Genomic DNA, 21,777 nt, shown 5'->3' with positions numbered 1-21,777 from the left:
CGCGCAACCCGTCCTATGGTCACCGACCGCTCTCCCACCGAAATCGACGAGGAGGGGTGGCACTGGCTCCGGGTCAAGCACGTGACCGGTTTTCCGCGACAGGCCCGCGACGGCTACTTTCCCGACCACGACGTGACGCGACCGGCCGCGACGAGCGAGGCGGACCTGCCGGGAGTCGACCGAGAGCGAGAAGCGTCGCTCCCGGCCGACCCCGAGACCGTCCGCGACGTCGACCGCCTCGCGCTGGAGACGACGTACCTGAGCGGGAAGTGGCTCGTCGAGCGCCCCGCCGAGACGGTCGACGACCTCTGGGAAGCGGTCGTCGAGGACGTCGAAGCCGGGCGGTTCTGGGACGCGAAGGTGACGACGCGCGCCGGCCGCGAGGCGTTCGGCGAGACGGACCACGCCGTGCTGGTGTTCACGCCGAACTACTTCGACCGGGCGGACGTCGACCGGGTTCGGCATCGGCTCAGGGAGGTTCACGGGGTAACCGATGCGATCCGGTACCGACCCGACGTGTACACGCTCGACGGGGTCCACGAGGAGCGGCTCGGACCGCTCGCCGACTCTGGCGCGGCGCGGTTCCGGGCCTGAGGCTCGAACTGAAGACGAGTTCAGCTACTCGGCCGGCCGGAACCGGAAGCCGTCCCAGTCCTGGCTCTCCGGCTCGCGGATGCCGGCGCCCGGCTCGCGCAGTTCGTCGGCGTAGGCCGGCTCGACGCGGTCGCCGATCTCGACGTCGAACTGCTCGCCGGTGCTCTCGTGTTCGGCGATCTGCCCGAGCGCGCGGACCGGCGGTCCGTCGTAGCCGTCGCCCATGTCGAACTCGACGATGGCGAGGGTGTTCGGCTCTCGGACGCCCGGGGGCGTCGCTGTCGAGGTGGTCCACGTGACGACCCGGCCCTCGTACTCGCGGAGGTCGACCGTCCCGACGCGCTCGGCGCCGTTCGGGCCCACGGTGTGGGGCGGGTAGGTGACCGTCCCGTCCGCGTACTCCGCGGCCTCGAACGTCGGTTCCGCGCTGTCCGCCCCTTCGGTTTCGGTGTCGCTCGCGTCGTTGTCGCTCATTGGCTTCCCTCCAGGATCGTCGTGGTCACGCAGTTCCCGAACCCGCCGACGTTGCAGGCGAGCCCCCTGTCGGCCTCGACCTGTCGCGGGCCGGCGTCACCCGTGACCTGCTTGAATATCTCGTACACCTGTGCGACGCCGCTCGCGCCGAGCGGGTGGCCCTTCGACTTGAGCCCGCCGGAGGTGTTGATCGGGAGGTCGCCGTCGCGGTCGGTGACGCCCTCCTCGACCGCCTTCCACCCCTCGCCCTTCTCGAAGAAGCCGAGGTCCTCGCTCTGGAGGAACTCGAGGATGGTGAACATGTCGTGGAGCTCGGCCACGTCGACGTCGTCCGGGCCGATCCCGGCCATCTCGTAGGCGATATCGGAGGAGTCGACGACGCCGCCCATCGTCGTCGGGTCCGCGCGCTCGTGGACGACGTGGGTGTCGGTCGCGCCGCCGATCCCCGAGATGACGGCGTAGCTGCCGTCGGGCGCGTACTCCTCCGCGACGGACTCGGGGCAGAACACGAGCGCCGCGGAGCCGTCCGTGATCGGACAGAAGTCGTACAGTCGGAGCGGGTCGGCGACGATCGGCGAGTCGAGGACAGTGTCGAGGTCCACTTCTTTTTGGAACTGCGCGTGGGGGTTGTCCACGCCGTTCCGGTGGTTCTTCACCGCGACCTTCCCGAGGCTCTCGCGGGGCGCGTCGTACTCGTCGAGGTAGAGCCGCGCCGTGAGCCCCGCGAAGGAGGGCAGCGTGACGCCCTGCTTGTACTCGACCGGGTGGGTGAGCGACGCGATCACGTCGGTCGCCTCCGACGTCGTCCGGTGGGTCATCTTCTCGCCGCCGACGAGCATCGTGAGGTCGCTCGCGCCGGACGCGACCGACTGCCACGCGGCGTACACGCCCGCGCCGCCGGACGAGGAGGTTTGGTCGATACGGGCGGTGTAGGCCGGCTGGGCCGCCAGGTCGTGCGCGAGCGCGTTCGGGACGCCGGTCTGTCCCTCGAACTCGCCGCTGGCCATGTTCGAGACGTACAGGTGATCGAGGTCGTCGCCGTCGACGCCGGCGTCGTCGAGCGCGGCCGCGCCCGCCTCCGCCAGCAGCTCCCGCACCCAGGCGTCGCGCTGCCCGAACCGGGTCATCGACGCGCCGACGATCGCTACGCGTTCCATGTCCGCGGGTCGGCCGCGGTCGCCTAAAACGTACCTCTCTGCGGTCGACGGAGAGAGGCTTCCCCACCGACTCGCTCCGCGCACCGTCACTCCGCACGCCGGCCGCCGTGGCCCGGGTAGTCGCGCTCGAACCGCGACCCGATCTCGTCGCGGTCGAGCCGGATCACGACCGGGCGCCCGTGCGGGCAGGCGTAGGGGTTCTCGCAGGCGTCGAGGCGGTCGAGGAGGTCGACGACCCGCCCCTCGGTCAGCGAGGTGTTCCCCGTGACGGAGGGGTAACACGCGAGGTCGGCGAGCAGCTCGTCGACGACGTCCGCGACCGGCTCGTCGCCCGCGGCGGCGTCGTCGACCAGCGCGGAGAGCACGTCCCGCAGGAGGTCGGGGTCGAGCGCGGCGTCGAAGACGGCCGGGACCGCCGTCACAGAGACCTCGCGGTCGCCCGCGCGCTCCGCACGAAACCCGATCTCGGCCAGGTCGTCGACGAACTCCTCGAACAGCGCCGCCTCGCGCGCGGTCAGTTCGATGCGGACCGGCTCCGCGAGCGCCTGCGCGTCCGCGCCGTCCGCGAAGGCCGCCTTCAGCCGCTCGTAGTTCACCCGCTCGTCGGCCGCGTGCTGGTCGATCAGCACGAGCCCGTCGGGCGCCTCCGCGACCACGTACGTCTCGTGGAGCTGTCCGAGCACCCGCAGCGAGGGCAGCGAGTCGAACTCGCGCTCGCTCTCCGTCCCGTCGCCGTCGAGGGTCCGCTGTCGCGGCGCGGCGCGCGTGCTGGCGGTCGGGGGCGTGGCGTCGTCGTCGGAATCCGCCTCGATCAGAGTCGACGTGTCGCCGTCGACCGACCCCTCGTCGCGGTCCGGTCCGTCGTCGGTCGGTGGTGATCCTTCCGGAGTCCCGGGGTCCGCCGAATCGGCCTCGCGATCGACCGCGTCGGTCAGGGTCTCCGCGGTATCGTCGGTTCCGCTCGCGATATCTTCGGTTCCCGCCGACGGCTCGCCGTCCCGTTCCGCAGAGTCGTCCTGCCAGCTCCGCGGCGAGGGGCGGGCGTCGTCGTCCGCGTCGCCGAGTCCGCGCTCCGTCCGTCCGTCGACCGGTCCGCTCGTGGCCCCGTCCTCGCCGCTCAGGCCGTCAACCGCCCACGCCGCGTCGTCCGAGGGGTCCAGTTCGGTCGGCGCCGCGGGGCCGCCGGCGTCGGGCGAGTCTGCGCCGCTGTCGGCCTCGACGTCCGAGGTCGCGGGCTCGCGCCCCTCGCGCGCGGCGCGCTCGTGGTCCGTGTTCGCGCCGCCGACGGCCTCGACGTCGGGCGTCTCGGGGTCGACCGCGGTCTCGTCGGGCGCCGACTGGCCGCGCGGCGCGGTCGAGCGGATCAGGCCGTGGTCGAGCAGGGCCTCCTCGACGGCGGTCTCGACCGCGTCCCGGACCGCTGGCTCCTCGTCGAAGCGGACCTCCAGCTTGCGCGGGTGGACGTTCACGTCGACGTCGCCGGCTGGGACCTCGACGAAGAGGACGGCGAACGGGTAGCGGTCGGGCGCCAACTGGCCGCCGTAGGCGTCGAGGGTCGCCTCGCGGAGCGCGCTCGCGGTGACGTACCGGCCGTTGACGTACGTCGAGAGGTAGTCGCGCGTCGAGCGCGCCGTCTCGGGGTGCGAGACGAGCCCCGTCACGCGCTGGACCGGGGCGTCGTCGACGGCATCGCCGGCCGCTCCGTCCGCGTTCGCCTCGTCGGGCGTCCACTCCACGTCGATCATCGACTCGGCCACCTCGCGGCCGTAGACGGCGAGGACGGCCGAGCGGAAGTCGCCGTTCCCCTCGGTCGCGAACGTCTCGCGGCCGTCGTGTTCCAAGGAGACGGCTACGTCCGGGTTCGCCAGCGCGTAGCTCGTCACGACCGTGTTCACGTGGTCGAACTCGGTGGCGGTCCGCTTGAGGAACTTCTCGCGGGCGGGGGTATTATAAAAGAGGTCGTCGACCTCGACGGTCGTGCCCGCGGGACAGCCCGCGGGGCGCACCTCCCCGACCTCGCCGCCTTCGACCGTTATCTCCGCGCCCGCCTCGGCGTTCGGGGGGCGCGAGCGCACGGTGAGCCGGGAGACGGCGCCGACGGTGTACAGCGCCTCGCCGCGGAAGCCGAGCGTGCCGACGCCGCGGTCGAGGTCCTCGATGTCGCCGATCTTCGAGGTGGCGTGCTCCGCGACGGCCGCCTCCAGCTGGTCCGCGGGGATGCCGACGCCGTCGTCGCGGACGCGGATCCCCTCGGTGCCGCCCGACTCGACCGACACCGCCACGCGGCTCGCCCCCGCGTCGAGGCTGTTCTCGACTAACTCCTTCACGACGCTTGCGGGGCGCTCGACGACCTCGCCGGCCGCGATCCGCTGGACGGTCCGCTCGTCCAACCGCTCGATGTCTGGCGGCTCCATGCTTACCGACTGTCCGACGAGCGCGCACTTCAAGCCGTTGTCGCCGGCGGCGACGCAGGACGGACTGAAGTCCAACGAGTACATCATTTATAAACAAAACTGCGGTGGCGCGTGCCTCCGAGTGGCCGCCGAAGGCGGCCGCGAGGAGCACGCGCGAGGGAGTCGGGCGCGCCGAGGGCGACCGAAGGGAGCCCGATGGACGCGCCCGACGAGGGTGGGGAGGTGAGAGGTGCGGTGCTGTGAGGGGTGGGGCTCAAAGGGGCAGTCGCGAGGACGACGCACGGTGACGCAAGCACCGCAGCGAAGGAGCGCCAGCGACTGAGCGAGGAGCGCAGCGAGCCGCGCGAGTCCTCGCGGCTGGGGCTTTGGAGTAGTTTGCCGCCGTTCAGCGGTCAGTTATTTATAAACGAGCGGCTGAGGCTTTGGCGGTGTCAGCCGCCGATCCGCCACCAACCATTTATAAGTGAGCGACTGGGATTTGGGGGCGTTCTCCGCGGTAACAGCGGTTTCCGATCGAGTAGCAGCGTTCGCACTCTCCGAATCAGAGAGAAAGTACGAACAATCGGTTCACACGCCAACGCCCGCTCCGAAAATCGACTCTTCTTAAGCGACTGCGGCCGCGATCTCCTCGTCGGAGAGGAACACGTCCTCGCCGGTCTCCGCGTCGAACAGGTGGAGGTCCGCCTCCTCGAAGACGACGCCGACCTCGTCGCCCGCCTCGGGCTGGACGTTCGCGGGCGCTCGCGCGAGGAAGTCGTCGTTCACGTCAAGGTGGACGTAGTTGTCGGAGCCGATCGGCTCGACGACTTCGACGGTCGCGGTCAGCGTCTCCTCGCCAGTCGGATCCTCGACGATCCCGATGTTCTCGGGGCGGATCCCGAGCGTGTACGGGCCGCTTTCGAGGTCGTGACCGGCGACGTAGTCGCGGCTGAGCGCGAACGCGAGCCCCGAGGACTCGTCGCGGATCGTCGCCGACGTCCCGTCCGTCTCCACGTCAACGTCGAGGAAGTTCATCGACGGCGAACCGATGAAGCCGGCGACGAACTTGTTCACGGGGTTCTGGTACACCTCGGTGGGTTCGCCGACCTGCTGGAGCTCGCCGTCGTTCAGGATGGCGAGGCGGTCGCCCATCGTCATCGCCTCCTCCTGGTCGTGGGTGACGTACATCGCGGTGACGCCGAACTCCTTCTGGAGCTTCTGGATCTCGGCGCGCATCTCGGTGCGGAGCTTCGCGTCGAGGTTCGAGAGCGGCTCGTCGAAGAGGAACACCTCGGGCTCGCGCGCGATGGCCCGGCCGAGCGCGACGCGCTGTTTCTGTCCGCCGGAGAGCTCGTCGGGCTTGTCGTCGAGGAGGCCTTCGATGCCCATCATCTCGGCCATCTCGCGGACGCGCTCGTGCCGCTCCTCGGTCGTCATGTCGGTGCTCATCTTGAGCCCGAACGCCATGTTCTCGCGGACCGTCTTGTGGGGGTATAAGGCGTAGTTCTGGAACACCATCGCGACGGGACGCTCCTTCGCGTGGATGTCGGTGACGTCCTCGTCGTCGAAGTGAACGGTTCCGGACGTCGGCTCTTCGAGCCCCGCCACCATCCGAAGCGTGGTCGTCTTCCCGCACCCCGACGGCCCGACCACGGTCACGAACTCGCCGTCGTCGATCTCCAAGTCGAGGTCGTCGACGGCGACGATCGTTCCTCGGTCGAACTCCTTCCGGAGCGTATCGAGCGTGACGCGTGCCATTTTCCTGAAGACCGGTCCGCTGGCATATGAGTTCTTTGCTGTTTTTCTGATATATGGTGAATAATCTCTTCTCAAATATCGGCCACTCCCCCCGCCGAGCCGTCCGCCGAGTCGATCGTCGATATTCATAGTCGACAGGGATCGATCCGGATCGATCGGGACGTACCCCAAACACTAAATGTATGAAAATATAATTCATCATTTGTTCTGGTCACATGAACGAGAAACGTAGAACGCTGCTCAAGGCGATGGGGGGAACGACTGCGCTCGCGGGCCTCGCGGGCTGTATCAGCACCGGCGGCGACGGCGGTGACGGCGGTGACGGCTCCGACGGAAGCGACGGTTCTGACGGCGGCGACGGCGAGAGCGGCGGCACCGCGACGCTGTGGACCGACCTCTCGGACGGCGAAGACGAGGCCATGTCTTCGTACATCGACGAGTACGAGTCCGAGAGCTCCAACACGATCGAGAAGAACGAGCCGGGCGGCGAGCTCGACCAGCAGCTCGAGACCGCCATCCCGTCGGGAGAGGGCCCCGACTCGTGGATCTGGGCGCACGACTGGATCGGCCGGTTCGCGGTCCGCGAGGAGCCGCCGTTCCTCTACGACGCGAGCGACGACGTCGACACCTCGCTCGACGTGTTCACCGAGACGGCCCAGGAGGCGGTTCAGTTCGACGGCGCGCTCCACGGGCTCCCGTTCGCCTCGGAGACGGTCGCGCTGTTCTACAACGAGGACATGGTCGACGAGCCGCCCGAGACGTTCGAGGAGATGCTCTCGGTGATGGACGAGTACCACGACCCCGAGAACGGCGAGTACGGACTCTCGTACCCCGTGACGGACCCCTACTTCGCCAGCGGGTTCATTCAGGCGTACGGCGGCGACATCTTCGACACGGAGAGCCTCGAGAACGACCTCGACAGCGAGGAATGTAAGCAGGGGATGGACGCGCTCGAACAGCTGTTCGACTACGTGCCGGCCGACCCCGGCTACGAGTCGCAGATCGTCGCGTTCGCCGACGGCGCCGCGCCGTTCGCGATCAACGGGCCGTGGGAGATCGCGAACCTCGGCGAGGAGATCGAGAACCTCGGCGTCACGACCCTGCCCACCGTCGACGGCAACAACCCCCGGACGTACTCCGGGATCCAGACGTTCTACTTCAGCGCGATGCTGTCCGACGCCGACCAGAGCGCGGTCGACGCCGCGACGGGCCTCGCCGAGTGGTACACCACGAACGAGGAGGTCATCGAGACCAACGCCGAGGAGCAGGGGTACATCCCCGTCCTCTCCTCCGTCGTGGAGGACGGCGACCTCTCCGCCGACGTTCAGGCGTTCGCCCAGCAGGTCGACCACGGCGTCCCCATCCCGACCCACCCGAACATGAACGCCGTCTGGACGCCGCTGACCGAGGCGCTGACCCGCGTCTTCAACGGCAACCAGGAGAGCGGGCCGGCCCTCGACCAGGCCGCATCGGAGATCCGGGAGAACCAGTAGGCGGCCTCTCCACCAGCCACCATGGCCTCTTCACAACTCGACGCCGGCGACGGGCTCTCGCGGCTCCGGTCAGCGCTGCCGTTCTCCGGCCGCGACTGGGGACTGCTGCTCGTCATCCCCGGCGTGGTCCTCTTCTCGAGTTTCATGCTGTACCCGATCGTCTACCTGTTTTACATCTCGCTGACCGACGCGACGTTCGCCGGGTCGGTGATCGGCGGCGGCGCCGAGCTGATCGGACTCGAGAACTACGTACAGCTGCTCGGAGACCCGCAGTTCTGGTCGTCGATGTCGACGACGTGGCTCTTCGTCGCCGTCTCGCTCGTGGTCAAGGTGTTCGTTGCCGTCGGCATCGCGCTCCTCTTGAACCACGCCCGGGTCGTCGGGAAACGCTACATGCGCGCCGCGGTGATCGTCCCGCTGGGGTTCCCCGGCATCTTCACGATCACCGTCTGGCGCGGAATGTTCAGCGACGCCCGGTTCGGCGTGTTCAACACGCTGCTCGGCCGCTACAACGACGTTATGTCGTCGCTGTCCGCACCCCAGGTCCTGCTGTTCGACGTGCCGATCGGCTTCCTCAGCGGCCGCTGGGAGGCGTTCTTCGCGTACGTCACCACGGAGGTGTGGCTCGCGTACCCGTTCATGGTGATCATCATCGTGAGCGCCTTACAGGACGTGCCGAAGTCGCTCCACGAGGCCGCGATGGTCGACGGCGCCGGGTGGCTCCAGCGGTTCCGGACCGTCACCCTCCCGGCGATCAAGGGGCCGGTGCTGTTCGCCTCGATCCTCACGGCCGCGACGTCGTTCCAGCAGTTCCTGATCCCGTGGGTGTTCAACCAGGGCGGCCCGGCCAGAAAGAACGAGCTGATAATCGTGTACGGCTACCGCGAGGCGATCAGCTTCAACGAGTTCGGGCTCTCCGCGGCGATCCTCATCGTCGCCATCGCCTTCGTCGGACTCTTCATGCTCGTCGCCGTGCGCTACGGCGGCCTCGCAGAGGGGGTGGGTGAGGAATGAGCGTGCTCCGCTCGTTCGCGGCGCTCGTCGCCGCCAAGCTGGTCGCGTTCGCGACCGCGCCGAAGCGGTTCGTCGTCACGGTCCAGCGGGCGATCTACGACCTCCGCACGGGCAAGCGCACCCCGTGGGACGTCTCGAAGAGCGTCCTGATGACGCTGTTCGGGTTCGCGATGGTGTTGGTGCTTTTGTTCCCGCTGTTCTGGATCTTCACCGCGTCGCTGGCGGAGGGGACGCGGCTGTTCACCACCAGCGGCATCTTCCCGGACCCGTCGACGTACAACCTCGGCGCGTACCGGTGGGTGGTGTTCGAGTCCGACTTCTTCTTCGTCGACGGCGACTGGGGGTACCCCCAGCTCGTCCTCGGCGGGAGCGGCGGGCTGGTCAGCTTCCGGTGGGCCGGCACCGAGACCGGCCCGGGCGCGGTGTTCAACAGTCTCTACATCGTTAGCGTGACGCTCGCGGCCGGGTTCGGGATGATCGTCCCGGCGGCGTACGCGTTCTCGCGCCGGAAGTTCGTCGGCCGCAAACGCATCCTCTACGGCTACGTCCTCTTCACGCAGATCGGCGCCGGGCTGTCGATCGCGACGCTCGTGGCGCTGTACTCGCTGTTCAGCAGCTACGGGCTCACGAACAACCTGTTCGTCCTCGGGCTGTTCTACGCCGCGTCGGCGATCCCGTTCAACACGTGGCTGCTGAAGACGTACATGGACAACATCCCCGTCTCCTACGAGGAGGCGGCGATGGTCGACGGCGCGAGCTTCCTCGACACGATCCGGGAGGTCATCCTCCCGCTGACGAAGCCGGGGCTCGCCGTCGTGCTCATCTTCGTCTGGCTCGCCGGCTGGAACGAGTTCATCATCGCGCAGACGCTGCTGCGCCCCGAGAACTACCCGCTCTCGGTGGAGCTGTACAACATCGCGACCGAGGGCCGGTTCTCGACGCCGTGGACGCGGTTCGCGGCGTTCGCGAACCTGTTCGCGCTGCCGGTCGCGATCGTCTACTTCGCGGCCCAGCGCTCCGTCGAGGACGGCCTCTCGTTCGGCGGGATGGAGGGGTAACGGGCCGAGCGCGGTCCGCCGTCCGTCCGTCCGTCTGCGTTTCTCGTTTCTCGTTTTCGCTGCCGCGGTCATCCCTCGATGCGCCGATCCGACCCGCGATCGATCGTCGGCACCGCCCCGCTCCGCACGGCACCTCACGCCTCCCCAGCCTCGCGGTTCGCGCTCTTCGAGCGCTCACCGCTCCCTCGCGCGTGCTGCTTCGCGGCCGCCGGGGGCGGCCGCTCGCAGGCACGCGCCACCGCAAAATCGACTCCGAAAAGAGCTACAGTTGGCCGAACCGTTCGCCGCTCAGTCGTCCGCGGTCGGGGTCGGCGCCTCGCCGCCGAGCTGCTCGCGGTCGTGGTCGGCCTCGAAGTCGAGGTCGGGGCCGCGCGCGATGATCCCCGAGGGAGTCACGTCCGGGTGCGTGGTGTAGTAGTGTTCCTTGATGTGGGCCATGTTCACCGTCTCCGCGACGCCCTCGGTCTGGTAGAGGTCGCGCAGGTACGGCCAGAGGTTGTCGTACTGGTGGATGAACTGCCGGTTGCACATGAAGTGGGTGTGGTACACCTGATCGAAGCGGACCAGCGTGGTGAACATACAGATGTCCGCCTCGGTGAGTGAATCGCCGACGAGGTAGCGCTGATCGGCGAGCCGGTCGTCGTAGGCGTCGAGCGCGCCGAACAGGTCGTCGATCGCCTCGTCGTAGGCGCTCTGCGAGGTGGCGAAGCCGGCGCGGTAGACGCCGTTGTTGATCGGCTCGTAGATGTCCGTGATAACCTCGTCGACGTCCGCGACGGTCGCGTCATCGTCCGCGTCCGGAAGCAGCGAGACGCCGTTACCGAGGTCGGCGAACGCGGTCGAGAGGGTTCGGAGGATCTCGCGCGACTCGTTGTTGACGATGGTCTCCTCCTCGGTGTCCCACAGCACGGGGACGGTCACCCGACAGGTGGCGTCCGGGTCGGCCTCCACGTACAGCTCCCGGAGGTAGTCGCTGTCGTGGAGGTGATCGCGGGTACAGCCCGCCTTCTCGGGGGTGAACTGCCAGCCGTCCTCGCCGCGGTAGGGGTCGACGACCGAGACGCTGATCGCGTCTTCGAGGCCGAGCAGCGACCGCGCGAGCAGCGTGCGGTGCGCCCACGGGCAGGCGTACGAGACGTACAGGTGGTACCGGCCGGCCTCCGGCTGGAAGCGCTCGTCCGGCTCCGCGTCGACGTGGTCGGGCACGTCGCTGCCCGCGACCCAGTTCCGGAAGGTCGTCTCGCCGCGCTGGAACGAGCCGTCCTCGTCCGTCGCCTCGTAGGTGTCCGTCCGCCACTCGCCGTTCACGAGCTGATTCATGTCTAACACGTGGGCCTCCGTCCGTATAACGTGGGCGGGGACACGCGTGTCACCCGTCGAGCGCGGAGCGAACCGCCGGATTTCGACCCCTCCTACTCGTAGACGCTCACGTCGTCGAACCGGCCCTCGTAGGCGACGTTCGACGGGAGGGTGGGCTCGTTGCCCGAGAGGAACATCCGGTCGAGCTTCGCCCACGTGTTCTCGTAAGCGAGGTGCGCGAACTCCACGAGCCCGCGGAGCTGGTGGCCGGCGCCGCCGCGGTGGATCACCGTCCGGGGGCGGCGCTCGCGGAACGCGTCGACGACCGCCTCCTCGTCGTCGAGGTCGCCCTCGAAGGCGGTCCACGCCTCGCCGACCGTGCCGGGGAGGTGGGCGTACGACGATCCGAACCCGGCGCAGCCGGTCTCTTCCGCGGTCCGGCGGGCGCGCGAGTTTTGGTGGGGGAGCAGCTTCGTGTTGTACGTCTCGATCGCGTCGAGCCGTGCGGCGTGCGCGTCGACCTCGGGGCGCGTGAGCGAGATGGTGGCGAAGCCGGGATGCGGGACGAGGACCGCCGCGTCCTGCCGCTCGAACTCGGCCATCGCGCCCTCGAAGGTGATGTAGTCGGGGACCGGGTCGGAGAGTCCGAGCACGAGGAGGTGGCGCCGGTTCCCCCAGTCGCCGGTGAACACCTCGCGGGCGGGGACGACGGTCAGCTCGTCGTCGGTGTACCGCGCTGCGCGCTCGCGGATCGTCGGCAGGCGCGTGAAGTGCGGCGCGTACACGAGCGCGTCGATCCCGCGATCTTTCGCGCGGGCGACGACCTCGTCGTCGAGCACCTTGACGTGGGCGTCGACGCGCGTTTGCGGTCGGGTCACGGTCGCACGGTCGTCGCGGCGGCGCAAAGACGTATCGTTCGACGACGACGGTGCCGCGACCGCGGCCCAGTCGCAGGGGGACGCGCGGCGCCGATCGGACCCGACGCCGCGGTGCGCCCCCGTCGAGGTGGGAAACCGTTAATCCCCCTCGGGCGAGAGTTCGGGGTATGGCCCCTCGCTGGACGTGCGGCATCGGCGACTGCGACGCCGCCTTCGACGACGTGGAGGCGGCGATCGTCCACCAGACGAACGAGCATCAGCGCCACGAGTGCAAGGTCTGCGGCACGATCGTCCCGGACGGCTACTTCGCGATCCGCCACGCGTTCGACGAGCACACCCGCGCCGAGTTCGTCCGCGCGTACGACGCCGACTCGGCGGCGGTCCGCCGCCGCGAGGAGATCAAAGGCGAGATCGAGTCGGCAGCCGACCTCCAGCGGGTCGTCGAGGAGCTCGACCGGGGCGTCTGACCTGACCTTTCGAGGCCCCGACCCCGACCCGCCGACCTCTCCCCGACCTCCCTCCGACCGCGATTTATCGGCGGACAAGGCGAATACCCCGAGGGTTGACCTCGGGGATGAAGCCGACAACTCGTGATACAAACCACTAAATGAACACATCACTAATCGATAGACAGCGATGGAACACAGTCACCGCTACCACGCTTACCCGACACAAGAGGTAGCGGCTGGACTGGAACACCATCTGGATGTTCATCGTCAGCTCTACAACCACGTCCGCTGGGACTACGAACAAGCCCCGGAGGACAATAAGCCGAGTGAGTACGACCAGAACAACAAACTTCCCGACTGGAAGCGAAAGTGGCCCGTCTTCAGTAAACTACACTCGAAGGCCGCCCAAGCCACCGTCGCACGCTTCTATCGGAACCTCTCGAACCTTCGCAAAAAGAAAGAGAAGGGATACAACGTTGGTCGGCTCAAACGGCAAGCACCCACCGATTATCAAAGCGTGACGTACAACCAGTCTGGTTTCGACCTCGATGAAAAGAGGGGCCAAGACAGGTTCGCTTACGTCCGTTTCAGCAAAATCGGTTGGGTGAAGATTCGTTACCACCGCCCGATTCCCGACCACGCCACGATCAAAGAGGTCACGTTCAAGAAGGAGACGACTGGCGAGTGGTTCGTCTCTTTCGGCCTCGAAACCGACGACGCCGATCTCCCCGAGAAACCCGACGTGGAATCGCTGGACGCGAGCAACAGCGTCGGTATCGACCTCGGAATCCTCAACTACATCCACACCAGCGACGGCAAAACCGTGGATTGGCTCGACCTCGAAGACGACTACGAGCGACTCGGACGCGAACAGCGTAAGTTATCCCGGAAGGAGAAGGGGTCGAACAGCTACGAGAAACAACGAGTTGAAGTTGCCAAAGTCAAGCGTCGGATTCGTCGGAAAGTGCTGGACTACCAGCACAAGATAACGACATGGCTCGTCCGCGAGTACGACGCTGTATTCGTCGAAGACCTGAACGTGAAGGGGATGCTTGAACAGTCGCACAACACTCGAAACAAGCGGGATGCGGCGTGGCGACAGTTCATCACCCTGCTCGAATACAAAGCCGAGTTGTACGGCTGTCACGTCGTTCAAGTCGAAGCCAGAGGCACGACCAAAGAGTGCGCGTCGTGCGGTGTGGAGACAGCGAAACCCATCTGGGTCAGAGAACACTCCTGTCCGTCGTGTGGATTTGAGACGGACAGGGACGCGAATGCGGCGATGAACGTCTTACAGAGAGGCTTTTCTGAATTAGGGCTGGGATGGCCCGAAGACACGCCCGTGGAGACTGTGACCGCTACGGACACGACTCACTTCGAGTCCGTGTCTGCAAGTCACGTCGTGGAAACGGGAAGCCTCGGGGCTTGACCCCGAGGCGATTCACAAGACCCGCTTCCCGAACGCGCTCGCCGCCAGCTCCGTCGCCAGCTCGGCCGTCTCGTTGTGCTGGTCCAGCGTCGGGTTCACCTCGACGATCTCCATCGAGCGGAGCGCGTCGGTCTCGTCGACGATCTCCATCGCGCTGTGGGCCTCGCGGTAGGTGACCCCGCCGCGGACAGGCGTCCCGACGCCGGGCGCGGCGTTGGGGTCGAGCCAGTCGAGATCGAGGCTGACGTGGATCCCGTCGACGCCGTCCGCGGCGACCGACAGCGCCTCCTCCGTGACCTCGGTGATCCCCCGCTCGTCGATGTCGGACATCGTGTACGCCGCGAAGCCGCGCTCTTTGATGAGCTCCGCCTCCGCCTCGTCGACCGACCGGAGTCCGACGAGGGCGACGTTCTCCGGCGAGAGCCCCGCCGCGTTCGCCCACTCGGTGTCCGCGAACTCGTCGATCCCGAGCGCGGCCGCCAGCGGCATCCCGTGGACGTTGCCCGAGGGGGTCGTCGCGGGGGTGTTGAGGTCGGCGTGCGCGTCGAACCAGACGGCACCGATGTCGGCGTCGCGCGCGGACCCCGAGAGGCTCCCGATCGCGATGGAGTGGTCGCCGCCGAGCGCGAGCGGCACCTCGCCGTCGTCGAGCGTCGCGGCGACCTCGTCGCCGAGCCGGCGGCAGACGTCGGCCGTCTCGCGGAGGAACTTCGCTTTCCCTTCGCTGGGCGCGTCCGCGTCCGGGTCGCGCTCCTCCGCCCGCGGGACGAGGAGGTCGCCCGCGTCGACGGTGTCGACGCCCGCGCCGGCGAGCTGGTCGGCGAGCCCGCCGTACCGGATCGCCGACGGTCCCATGTCGACCCCGCGTCGGTTCGCCCCGTAGTCGGTCGGCGCGCCGATGATCCTGACCGTGTCCATACCGGCAACGCGACGCGCCGGCGCTTGAATTGTGGGGTTCGAAGCTTTGGTGAAATCCCGTTCTTCAAATGGGTCCTCCTCCGAAACAGCGGTTCACTGAAGCGTGCTTCTTGATCGGTTGCGGGAGTAGGTGTCGTAGGTTGTGAGTGTGGTTGTTTATAAATCGGAGCGCGGTGTTGCTGTCAGCTGTTTATAAGTGACTGACGCTACTGCGGCGAGTGCCTCCAAAGCCCCAGCCGTCGAGGTGGGCGGACGCTCGCTGTGCTCCTCGTCACTCGCTTCGCTCGTTCCTGCGGTGCTTACATCGCCTCCGCCCACCTCGACGGCTGCCCCTTTGAGCCCCACCCACTCCGCACAGCACCGCAGCCTCACACCTCCCCAGCCTCGCGGTTCGCGCTCTTCGAGCGCTCACCGCGTCCCTCGCGGGCTGGCTCGCGGCCTCCGCTTCGCTCCGGCCGCTCGCAGGCGCGCCACCGCCGGCTATTTATAAGCGGCCGTCGCCGCCGCTGGCGACTACTTAAATACCGAATCGCTGCTACCGATCTGCGATACCCACTCCCGAAATCGCTCGTCGCTACGTCTGTATTGACCGCAACCCGGGTCAAAACGCGTTACCGACGGAGGAGTTCAACAGAGCCGGGATCGACGGTCGCGCTCGCCCGCCTCGCCGGATCGGACACGGTTTTGCGCTCGGCCCCTCACGAGTCGTTCATGAGCAGCTCCGATCCCTACTCGGTCGACCCCGCCGACATCGAGCCGATCGGCGCCACCATCGCGGTCGCGTTCACCGGCGCAGCGATCGGGCTCGTCGGCGCCGCGGTCTCGTTCGTCGCCGTCGACTTCGGGGTCGCGCTGGTCGGCGTCGGCGTCGTGGTGGCGCTGTCGAGCCCGCTCGCGTACGTCCGGATGAAGCGGCTGCGCGGGGAGTAGACCGGCGCGCCGCGGGCTGACGGCGCTCGGTCGCCGAGGGATCTCACACGATCATTTATAAGTGAATTCCATCGCATTTAAGCGGGGGCGCTCTGTAATTGGCACCATGTCATCGATCGAGCTCACGTCGAGCCAGAAAAGCATCCTCTCGGCTCTCATTAACCTGTACGGGGAGCAGGAGGACGCCGTGAAGGGCGAGGCGATCGCCGAGGAAGTCGACCGCAACCCCGGGACGATCCGCAACCAGATGCAGAGCCTCAAGGCCCTCCAGCTGGTCGAGGGGGTACCCGGCCCGAAGGGCGGCTACAAGCCCACCTCGAACGCCTACGAGGCGCTCGACATCCAGCGCATGGACGAGCCGGCCGACGTCCCGATCTTCCACGCGGGCGAGCAGCTCGACGGAGTCAACGTCGACGGGATCGACCTCTCCAGCGTCCACCACCCCGAGCTGTGCCGGGCGGAGATCCACGTTCAGGGCTCGGTCCGCGACTTCCACGAGGGCGACAGCGTCACCGTCGGCCCGACGCCGCTCTCGAAGCTCGTCATCGACGGCACCGTCGACGGCAAAGACGACACCGCGAACATTCTCATCCTGCGGATCGACGACATGCGGGCGCCCGACGAGCCGGCCGAGCACTGACTGCGAGAGGGAGGTTCTTCGACCGCTGCGGGAGCTGTTCTACCGGGAATCGCGGACCGGTTCGTCGCCGAGAAGAGTCGGAGGTCGAAGCCGAGAGACGGGTCGCCGTCGCGAGCCGCCCGCGCTCACATGTCGCCGAACGCGCCGACCGCGCGGCCCGCGGAGGAGACCTTGTTGATCCAGCGCGTGGCGATCGCCTTCTTCAGGAGCTTCGCGGGCGTGCCGCCGAACGTCTTGATCGGCATGCCCATCACGTCGTGAGCGACCGCCTCCTCGCCGACGGAGATGACCGTTCCCTTGTCCTCGTGAGTCCACGAGCGGAGCGGCGCGCCGCGGGCGGCGCGCGCGAGGTTCTCGCCCGCGACCTCGGCGGCCTGCCAGGCGGCTTGCGCGGTCGGCGGCGCGACGTCGTCGTCGCCCTGCTCGACGAGCGCGGTGTCGCCGATGGCGAACACGCGGTCGTCGCTGGTGGCGAAGTCGGAGCCGGCGTGGACGCGGTTCGAGCGGTCGTCCTTCTCGACCTCGACGTTCTCCAGCTCGGGCTGGCCCGTAATTCCGCCGGTCCAGATCAGCACGTCGTAGCCCAGCTCTTCCGGCTCCTCGTCTTCGCCGCCGCCGAGGTAGACGGCGTCCTCGTCGGCCTCGGAGATGAAGTCGCCGGTGAGGATCTCGACGTCGGCGTCCTCGAGCCGCTGGCGGAGCGCCCCCTGGATCTGCGGGTCGTTACCGGGGAACACCTCGTCGAGCCCCTCGACCAGCTTGATGTCGAGCGGCGCGCGGTGTTTGTCGCGGTACTCGGCGATCTCGCCGGCCGTCTGGATGCCGGAGAGACCGGCGCCGCCGACGATCACCTGCGCGGGGTCCGAGCGGGTCGCGTCCGCGGCCGCCTCGCGGACGTCCTCGTGGATCGCCTTCGCGTCGTCGAGCCCCTTCAGCTGGTGGGCGTGCTCCTCTAACCCCTCGATGCCGAAGAAGGCGGTCGTGGAGCCGATACCGAGGAGGAGGTAGTCGTAGTCGACGGTCGTCCCGTCGTCGGTCTCGACGACGCGCTCGTCGGTGTCGACGTCGACGACCCGGCCCTGGACGAAGTCGGACTCGGGCGACTTGATCTCGTCGACGGGGATCGTGATCTTGTCCTCGACGGCGGGGTTGCGGATCGCGCGGTGGACCTCGTGTAAGACGAGGTGGTAGTCGTGTTCCGAGATCCACGTGAGCTCGGCCTCGCCCTCCCCGACCTCGTCTTCGAACGCCTTCACCGCCCCTGCGCCGGCGTACCCGGAGCCGACGACGACGACCTGTGTACTCATGGCCGTAACTCCACGGCGCGCAGATAAAGTCGCTTTGGAACGCTCGCAGCCGAGAATCGCCGACGCGACGGGGACGGTCCGCAACGGCGAGACCGCGCGCCCGCTACAGCGAGAGCCCGGCGTGCCAGCGGTCCGCGCCCGCCTCCCGCTTGACCTCGTCCATGCGCGCGAGCAGCTTCACCGCGAGGCTCGCGGTCTCGGCCGCGCGCGACTCGCCCTCCGTCCGGAACTCGCCGGTCACGCGGTTCGCGTAGACGGAGCAGACGGCGCCCGCCCGGAGCCCGTACACGCTCGCGATCGTGAGGATCGACGACGCCTCCATCTCGATGTTCTTCACGTTCGCGTCCTGAAGCTCTTCGACGAGCTCGTCCGAGCCGGCGGCCTCGAACCCCTCGAACCCGGGGCGGCCTTGGCCCGCGTAGAAGGAGTCGGCGCTCATCGTGACGCCGGTGTGGTAGTCGTGGCCCAGCCGCTCGGCGGCGGCGACTAAGGCTGACACGACCTCGCCGTCCGCGGCCGCGGGGTAGTCCTCGCGGACGTACTCGTCGCTCGTCCCCTCCTGGCGGACCGCCCCGGTCGTGATCACGAGGTCGCCCACCTCCATCTCGGGCTGGATCGCGCCGCAGGAGCCGACCCGGATGAACGTGTCGACGCCGACGCGCGCCAACTCCTCGACGGCGATGGCGGCCGACGGCGAGCCGATCCCGGTGGAGGTGACGGAGATCGGCGCGCCGTCGTACGTGCCGGTCGCGGTGCGGTACTCGCGGTGGCGCGCGACCTCCTCGTGGCCGTCCCACAGCGCCGTGATCTTGTCGACGCGCTCGGGGTTGCCCGGGAGCAGGACCGCGTCCGCGACGTCCTCGGACCCGGCCTCGACGTGGTAGCCGGCCCCGTCGTTCGGGTCCTCGCTGTCTTCGGTCATGTCTCCGCCCTTCGGCGAGCCGTTTAAAAGTAGTTCCGTCTCGGTCGCTCGGGGACGTCTCGGCGGCGGCGGGCCGCCGTGCCGTCACTCCCTGCTGGCGTCGTCGAGGGTCCCCTCCGAAATGGTGTTCGGGAGGAGTTCGCCCAGCGTGTACTCCGTCACGGCGTCGCCGCCCTCGTCGCAGGCGACGACGAGGTCGTCGGCCGCGAACTCCGCGAGCGTCTGCCGGCACATCCCGCAGGGGGTGACGCCGTCGCGGACGCCGGAGGAGACCGCGATCCGGTCGAACTCGCGGTGGCCGTTCTTGACCGCCTCCGCGAGCGCGACCTCCTCTGCGTGGAGGCTGTTGGAGTAGTTCGCGTTCTCGATGTTACAGCCGGTGTAGACGGTGCCGTCGGCGGTCCGGAGCGCGGCGCCGACGCGGTACTCGGAGTACGGAACGTGGGCGGCCTCCAAGGCCTCGCGCGCCGCGGCGATCAGATCGTCATCGTCCATACCGACGGATGACGCGGCGGGCCGATAACTGTACTGTGTTGCGGTCGCGCGGAACCGGTCTCCCCGTCAGGAATCGCCCGTCCACGCCGAGAAGCCGCCGTCGATGAGGGTGTCCGCCTGCTGGCGGATGTACTCGCGCTGGGTGTCGTGGACCGCGGTCGCGAAGTCGTCGCCGTCGTCGAGCCGGGCGCGGACGCGGTCGCGCTTCCAGCTCGCCGGCGTCGTGCGGTTCGCGACGCGCCAGCGCAGCGGCGCGATCCACTCGGCGGCCTCGTCGTCGGCGCAGCCGGCGGTCCGGAGCCCCGCCTCGGCGTGGTCGAGGAGGTCGGCGTACAGCGTGTCCGTGTCCGTCGTCCGCTCCCCGTCGCGGCCGATCCACTCCATGTCGGCGTCGAGCCCGTCGGCCACGGCGGCGTAGAAGTTATCGCGGGCGGTCTCCCAGTCGAGCCCGATGACCGGGTGTTCGTGCTGCGCGAGCGCCTGCATCAGCCCGGCGAACGCTCCCTGGAACGCGATGGAGTCGCGGACCGTGGGCTGACCGGGAATCGGGCGGAACTCGATCCGGGCGTTGGCGGCGGAGCGGCTCGCCCCCTCGAAGACGGGCCGGACCCAGCGCCAGTAGCTCCCATGCTTGGTCCGGAACGTCGCGAACTCGTCGTCGAAGCGGTCGCTGCCGCCCGGGTCGGGCATCGGGATCAGCGTCTCGTCGCCCGCGATGCGGTCGACCGCGGTCTCGACATCGCGGAAGTCGCGCGGGAACCGGACCTTGTCCGCGTCGGTCCGCGCGTTGAGGACGGACTCGAACACGTGGACGCGGTTCTCGGTCGCCCCCTCGTCGAGGACGCGCTCGCCGTCCCAGCCGTCGTCGTACAGGTCCGGCGGGAAGAACGGGGAGTTGACGCCGAGCGCTAAGAGTGGCCCGGCGATCCGGAGCGCGTAGCGGAAGTGCCGCGGCAGCGTCTCGGCGTGCGCCACCTGGTAGTGCGGCTGGATCGACGTGATGAGGCTCTCGGGCATCACCGTGTCCGCCGCCAGCGACACGCCCGGGGCAGAGAGTTCGACGTCGGCGCCCCCGGTCGGCTCGGTCGGGGTCTCGCCCCCGTCGCCCGGCTCTGCGCCGTCGGCCTCCTCGTCGCTGGCCGCGTTCGCCATCGCGTGGTAGCGGACGGAGTCGCTCATGTTGACCGCGACGGTGACCCCGTCGACCTCGACGCTGTCGGTGAGGTAGCCGCGGGCGGTCTCGCCCGCCGGCGGGATGGTCCAGAGCCCGTCGGAGACGAGCCGCATTCCCTCCACGCCGGCGGTGTTTTCGGCGGCCTCTAAGCGCGCGCGGACCTCGGCGAGCTGTGCGCGGAGGCCGTGGTCGGAGAGGGGCTGCGGGCTCGTCGACATCTCGGCGTTGTGGAGCCCCAGCTCCTTCTCGAACCCCATCAGCTCCAGCATCCGGCGGGGGACGCGCATCAGCGCGTACTCGCCCGCCCGCGACTCCTCGCTCCACCGCCCGTCGCCGACCGCGTAGAACTCGTACTCGAAGCCGACGATCGACTGGTGGTTGTCGAAGGAGCCGTCGTGGAGCTCCTGTTTGACGATCTCGGCCTCCTCGGCCGCGCGCTCGGCGAACGCCTCGGCGTCGACCGAAAGCGCCTCCCGGACCCCGTCGGCGAGCGCGGACTCGGTGGTCATGCGACCGAGGAAGGACGCGGCGGATTAAAAAGGTCACCGGCCGCGAGAGCGTTCGGGTCGCGTTCCCACGACCGCTCCGAGGGGCTCTCTCCCCGCCGGCTCGCCGACCGCTCGGCCTACTGATTCGCCGAGCGCGCGTCGAGCGCGACGGGGACCGACCGGCTCGCGACGTCGCCCGCGAACGCCTCGCCGTCCGCTTCGAGCAGCTCGAAGGTGTCGTAGTGGATCGGGACGACGAGGTCGGGGTCCATCGCCTCGGCCAGGTCGGCCGCCTCGTGTCGGTCGGCGACGATGCCACCCCCGCCGATGTTCGCGAGGAAGACGGAGACGTCGAGCTCGGCGAAGCCGTCGAGCGCGTCCGAGTCGCCGGGCCAGAAGACGGTGCGGCCGCCGAGCGACAGGAGGAAGCCGCAGCCGAATCCGGGCGGGTGCGCGACCGAGCCGTCCGCGTCCGCGTTCGGCCCCTCGGGGTCGTTGTGCGCGGGGACGGACCACACCGTGACATCGCCGGCGGGCGTGTCGACGTCGACGCGCTCCTCCTCGCCGACACGGACCACGTCGTAGTCGGCCGCGAGCGCGTCGATCGGCTCCACGTCGCGGTCGATGCCGGCCGGGTCGACCGCCTCGTAGATCACGAGCGTCGCGTCCTCCGTCGCGACCGACCGGATCCCGTCGCTGTCGTAGTGGTGGTCGTGGGTGACGACGACGAGGTCGCCGTCGCGCGCCCAGTAGTCGTCGAGGACGCCGTAGCGGCCGGGGTCGGTGTAGACGACCGGCCCCGCGTCCGTCTCCAGCCGCGCCGTCGCGTAGCCAAGCCACTCCACCGCGAACTCCTCGTAGCGGACCGTCATGTCGCAACCTGCGGCCGCGGGCGTCTTGAGGGTGG

Annotated in this window: 20 protein-coding genes; 8 read left to right on the top strand and 12 right to left on the bottom strand. The window is 68.6% G+C overall.

Going from position 1 to position 21,777, the window contains the following annotated elements:
• Window positions 1-15: 15 nt before the first annotated feature.
• A complete protein-coding gene (locus tag J7656_RS12580; RefSeq protein ID WP_211553462.1) occupies window positions 16-594 on the top strand; it encodes a putative phosphothreonine lyase domain-containing protein in 579 nt (192 codons plus the stop codon).
• 24 nt (window positions 595-618) lie between these two features.
• Here J7656_RS12580 and J7656_RS12575 read toward each other — a convergent pair whose 3' ends face one another.
• From J7656_RS12575 to J7656_RS12560, 4 genes are all read right to left on the bottom strand, one after another.
• Complete coding sequence (locus J7656_RS12575; protein ID WP_017342563.1) at window positions 619-1,068, bottom strand: Zn-ribbon domain-containing OB-fold protein; 450 nt, start codon at window positions 1,066-1,068, stop codon at window positions 619-621.
• A complete protein-coding gene (locus tag J7656_RS12570) occupies window positions 1,065-2,225 on the bottom strand; it encodes a thiolase family protein (RefSeq protein WP_017342564.1) in 1,161 nt (386 codons plus the stop codon). Before J7656_RS12570 ends, J7656_RS12575 begins: the two co-directional genes overlap by 4 nt.
• Window positions 2,226-2,311: 86 nt before the next feature.
• Window positions 2,312-4,639 (bottom strand): DNA mismatch repair endonuclease MutL, encoded by a 2,328-nt coding sequence (mutL, locus tag J7656_RS12565; RefSeq protein ID WP_026046174.1) that lies wholly within the window; start codon window positions 4,637-4,639, stop codon window positions 2,312-2,314.
• Between the two features lie 603 nt (window positions 4,640-5,242).
• Window positions 5,243-6,376, bottom strand: coding sequence for an ABC transporter ATP-binding protein (locus J7656_RS12560; RefSeq protein ID WP_017342566.1), 1,134 nt, complete (start codon window positions 6,374-6,376; stop codon window positions 5,243-5,245).
• Between the two features lie 215 nt (window positions 6,377-6,591).
• Here J7656_RS12560 and J7656_RS12555 point away from each other — a divergent pair, with 215 nt between their 5' ends.
• From J7656_RS12555 to J7656_RS12545, 3 genes are read left to right on the top strand one after another with little or no spacing between them, the layout of a single operon-like run.
• Window positions 6,592-7,869, top strand: coding sequence for an extracellular solute-binding protein (locus J7656_RS12555; protein ID WP_211553460.1), 1,278 nt, complete (start codon window positions 6,592-6,594; stop codon window positions 7,867-7,869).
• Window positions 7,870-7,890: 21 nt separating this feature from the next.
• Window positions 7,891-8,883 carry a carbohydrate ABC transporter permease gene (locus J7656_RS12550; protein WP_211553458.1) on the top strand — a complete coding sequence of 331 codons (993 nt, stop codon included), beginning with the start codon at window positions 7,891-7,893 and terminating at the stop codon, window positions 8,881-8,883.
• Window positions 8,880-9,941 (top strand): sugar ABC transporter permease, encoded by a 1,062-nt coding sequence (locus J7656_RS12545; protein WP_017342569.1) that lies wholly within the window; start codon window positions 8,880-8,882, stop codon window positions 9,939-9,941. Before J7656_RS12550 ends, J7656_RS12545 begins: the two co-directional genes overlap by 4 nt.
• 288 nt (window positions 9,942-10,229) lie before the next feature.
• Here the strand turns inward: J7656_RS12545 and J7656_RS12540 are convergent, their stop codons facing one another.
• Both J7656_RS12540 and J7656_RS12535 read right to left on the bottom strand, forming a co-directional pair.
• On the bottom strand, window positions 10,230-11,261 hold the full coding sequence (locus tag J7656_RS12540) for a glutathione S-transferase family protein (RefSeq protein WP_211553457.1): 1,032 nt from the start codon (window positions 11,259-11,261) through the stop codon (window positions 10,230-10,232).
• Window positions 11,262-11,353: 92 nt separating this feature from the next.
• A complete protein-coding gene (locus J7656_RS12535) occupies window positions 11,354-12,145 on the bottom strand; it encodes a PHP-associated domain-containing protein (protein ID WP_026046175.1) in 792 nt (263 codons plus the stop codon).
• 140 nt (window positions 12,146-12,285) lie between these two features.
• On the opposite strand from J7656_RS12535, the gene J7656_RS12530 reads away from it, so the two are divergent.
• Together J7656_RS12530 and J7656_RS12525 are read left to right on the top strand one after the other, a co-directional pair.
• On the top strand, window positions 12,286-12,585 hold the full coding sequence (locus J7656_RS12530) for a DUF7565 family protein (RefSeq protein ID WP_004596437.1): 300 nt from the start codon (window positions 12,286-12,288) through the stop codon (window positions 12,583-12,585).
• Between the two features lie 169 nt (window positions 12,586-12,754).
• On the top strand, window positions 12,755-13,996 hold the full coding sequence (locus tag J7656_RS12525; protein WP_017342572.1) for an RNA-guided endonuclease InsQ/TnpB family protein: 1,242 nt from the start codon (window positions 12,755-12,757) through the stop codon (window positions 13,994-13,996).
• 12 nt (window positions 13,997-14,008) lie between these two features.
• On the opposite strand, the gene rocF is transcribed toward J7656_RS12525, so the two are convergent.
• Window positions 14,009-14,914, bottom strand: a complete 906-nt coding sequence (gene rocF, locus J7656_RS12520; protein WP_017342573.1) for an arginase — start codon at window positions 14,912-14,914, stop codon at window positions 14,009-14,011.
• A 711-nt stretch (window positions 14,915-15,625) separates the two neighbouring features.
• On the opposite strand from rocF, the gene J7656_RS12515 reads away from it, so the two are divergent.
• A complete protein-coding gene (locus J7656_RS12515) occupies window positions 15,626-15,844 on the top strand; it encodes a hypothetical protein (protein ID WP_017342574.1) in 219 nt (72 codons plus the stop codon).
• Between the two features lie 106 nt (window positions 15,845-15,950).
• Entirely contained in the window at window positions 15,951-16,484 is a 534-nt protein-coding gene (locus J7656_RS12510; protein ID WP_017342575.1) for an Rrf2 family transcriptional regulator, read from the top strand.
• Between the two features lie 125 nt (window positions 16,485-16,609).
• On the opposite strand, the gene J7656_RS12505 is transcribed toward J7656_RS12510, so the two are convergent.
• The 5 genes from J7656_RS12505 to J7656_RS12485 form a co-directional block, all read right to left on the bottom strand.
• A complete protein-coding gene (locus J7656_RS12505) occupies window positions 16,610-17,791 on the bottom strand; it encodes an NAD(P)/FAD-dependent oxidoreductase (RefSeq protein WP_017342576.1) in 1,182 nt (393 codons plus the stop codon).
• Between the two features lie 103 nt (window positions 17,792-17,894).
• A complete protein-coding gene (locus J7656_RS12500; RefSeq protein WP_017342577.1) occupies window positions 17,895-18,713 on the bottom strand; it encodes a nucleoside phosphorylase in 819 nt (272 codons plus the stop codon).
• An 84-nt stretch (window positions 18,714-18,797) separates the two neighbouring features.
• Complete coding sequence (gene cdd, locus J7656_RS12495; RefSeq protein ID WP_017342578.1) at window positions 18,798-19,208, bottom strand: cytidine deaminase; 411 nt, start codon at window positions 19,206-19,208, stop codon at window positions 18,798-18,800.
• Between the two features lie 66 nt (window positions 19,209-19,274).
• On the bottom strand, window positions 19,275-20,891 hold the full coding sequence (locus J7656_RS12490; RefSeq protein ID WP_211553456.1) for a glutamate-cysteine ligase family protein: 1,617 nt from the start codon (window positions 20,889-20,891) through the stop codon (window positions 19,275-19,277).
• A gap of 116 nt (window positions 20,892-21,007) precedes the next feature.
• A complete protein-coding gene (locus J7656_RS12485; RefSeq protein ID WP_017342580.1) occupies window positions 21,008-21,742 on the bottom strand; it encodes an MBL fold metallo-hydrolase in 735 nt (244 codons plus the stop codon).
• Window positions 21,743-21,777: the final 35 nt, after the last annotated feature.

This window comes from Halorubrum ruber (assembly GCF_018228765.1).
Classification (GTDB): Archaea; Halobacteriota; Halobacteria; order Halobacteriales; family Haloferacaceae; genus Halorubrum; species Halorubrum ruber.
The sequence above is the reverse complement of the archived record's forward strand: the minus strand, read 5'-3'. Positions and strand labels throughout refer to the sequence as shown.

Bases quoted from the DNA above. Each gene is read 5' to 3' on its own strand.
- J7656_RS12580 (WP_211553462.1), top strand. From the start codon at position 16: ATGGTCACCGACCGCTCTCCCACCGAAATCGACGAGGAGGGGTGGCAC.
- J7656_RS12575 (WP_017342563.1), bottom strand. From the start codon at position 1,068: ATGAGCGACAACGACGCGAGCGACACCGAAACCGAAGGGGCGGACAGC.
- J7656_RS12570 (WP_017342564.1), bottom strand. From the start codon at position 2,225: ATGGAACGCGTAGCGATCGTCGGCGCGTCGATGACCCGGTTCGGGCAG.
- mutL (WP_026046174.1), bottom strand. From the start codon at position 4,639: ATGGAGCCGCCAGACATCGAGCGGTTGGACGAGCGGACCGTCCAGCGG.
- J7656_RS12560 (WP_017342566.1), bottom strand. From the start codon at position 6,376: ATGGCACGCGTCACGCTCGATACGCTCCGGAAGGAGTTCGACCGAGGA.
- J7656_RS12555 (WP_211553460.1), top strand. From the start codon at position 6,592: ATGAACGAGAAACGTAGAACGCTGCTCAAGGCGATGGGGGGAACGACT.
- J7656_RS12550 (WP_211553458.1), top strand. From the start codon at position 7,891: ATGGCCTCTTCACAACTCGACGCCGGCGACGGGCTCTCGCGGCTCCGG.
- J7656_RS12545 (WP_017342569.1), top strand. From the start codon at position 8,880: ATGAGCGTGCTCCGCTCGTTCGCGGCGCTCGTCGCCGCCAAGCTGGTC.
- J7656_RS12540 (WP_211553457.1), bottom strand. From the start codon at position 11,261: ATGAATCAGCTCGTGAACGGCGAGTGGCGGACGGACACCTACGAGGCG.
- J7656_RS12530 (WP_004596437.1), top strand. From the start codon at position 12,286: ATGGCCCCTCGCTGGACGTGCGGCATCGGCGACTGCGACGCCGCCTTC.
- J7656_RS12525 (WP_017342572.1), top strand. From the start codon at position 12,755: ATGGAACACAGTCACCGCTACCACGCTTACCCGACACAAGAGGTAGCG.
- rocF (WP_017342573.1), bottom strand. From the start codon at position 14,914: ATGGACACGGTCAGGATCATCGGCGCGCCGACCGACTACGGGGCGAAC.
- J7656_RS12515 (WP_017342574.1), top strand. From the start codon at position 15,626: ATGAGCAGCTCCGATCCCTACTCGGTCGACCCCGCCGACATCGAGCCG.
- J7656_RS12510 (WP_017342575.1), top strand. From the start codon at position 15,951: ATGTCATCGATCGAGCTCACGTCGAGCCAGAAAAGCATCCTCTCGGCT.
- J7656_RS12505 (WP_017342576.1), bottom strand. From the start codon at position 17,791: ATGAGTACACAGGTCGTCGTCGTCGGCTCCGGGTACGCCGGCGCAGGG.
- J7656_RS12500 (WP_017342577.1), bottom strand. From the start codon at position 18,713: ATGACCGAAGACAGCGAGGACCCGAACGACGGGGCCGGCTACCACGTC.
- cdd (WP_017342578.1), bottom strand. From the start codon at position 19,208: ATGGACGATGACGATCTGATCGCCGCGGCGCGCGAGGCCTTGGAGGCC.
- J7656_RS12490 (WP_211553456.1), bottom strand. From the start codon at position 20,891: ATGACCACCGAGTCCGCGCTCGCCGACGGGGTCCGGGAGGCGCTTTCG.
- J7656_RS12485 (WP_017342580.1), bottom strand. From the start codon at position 21,742: ATGACGGTCCGCTACGAGGAGTTCGCGGTGGAGTGGCTTGGCTACGCG.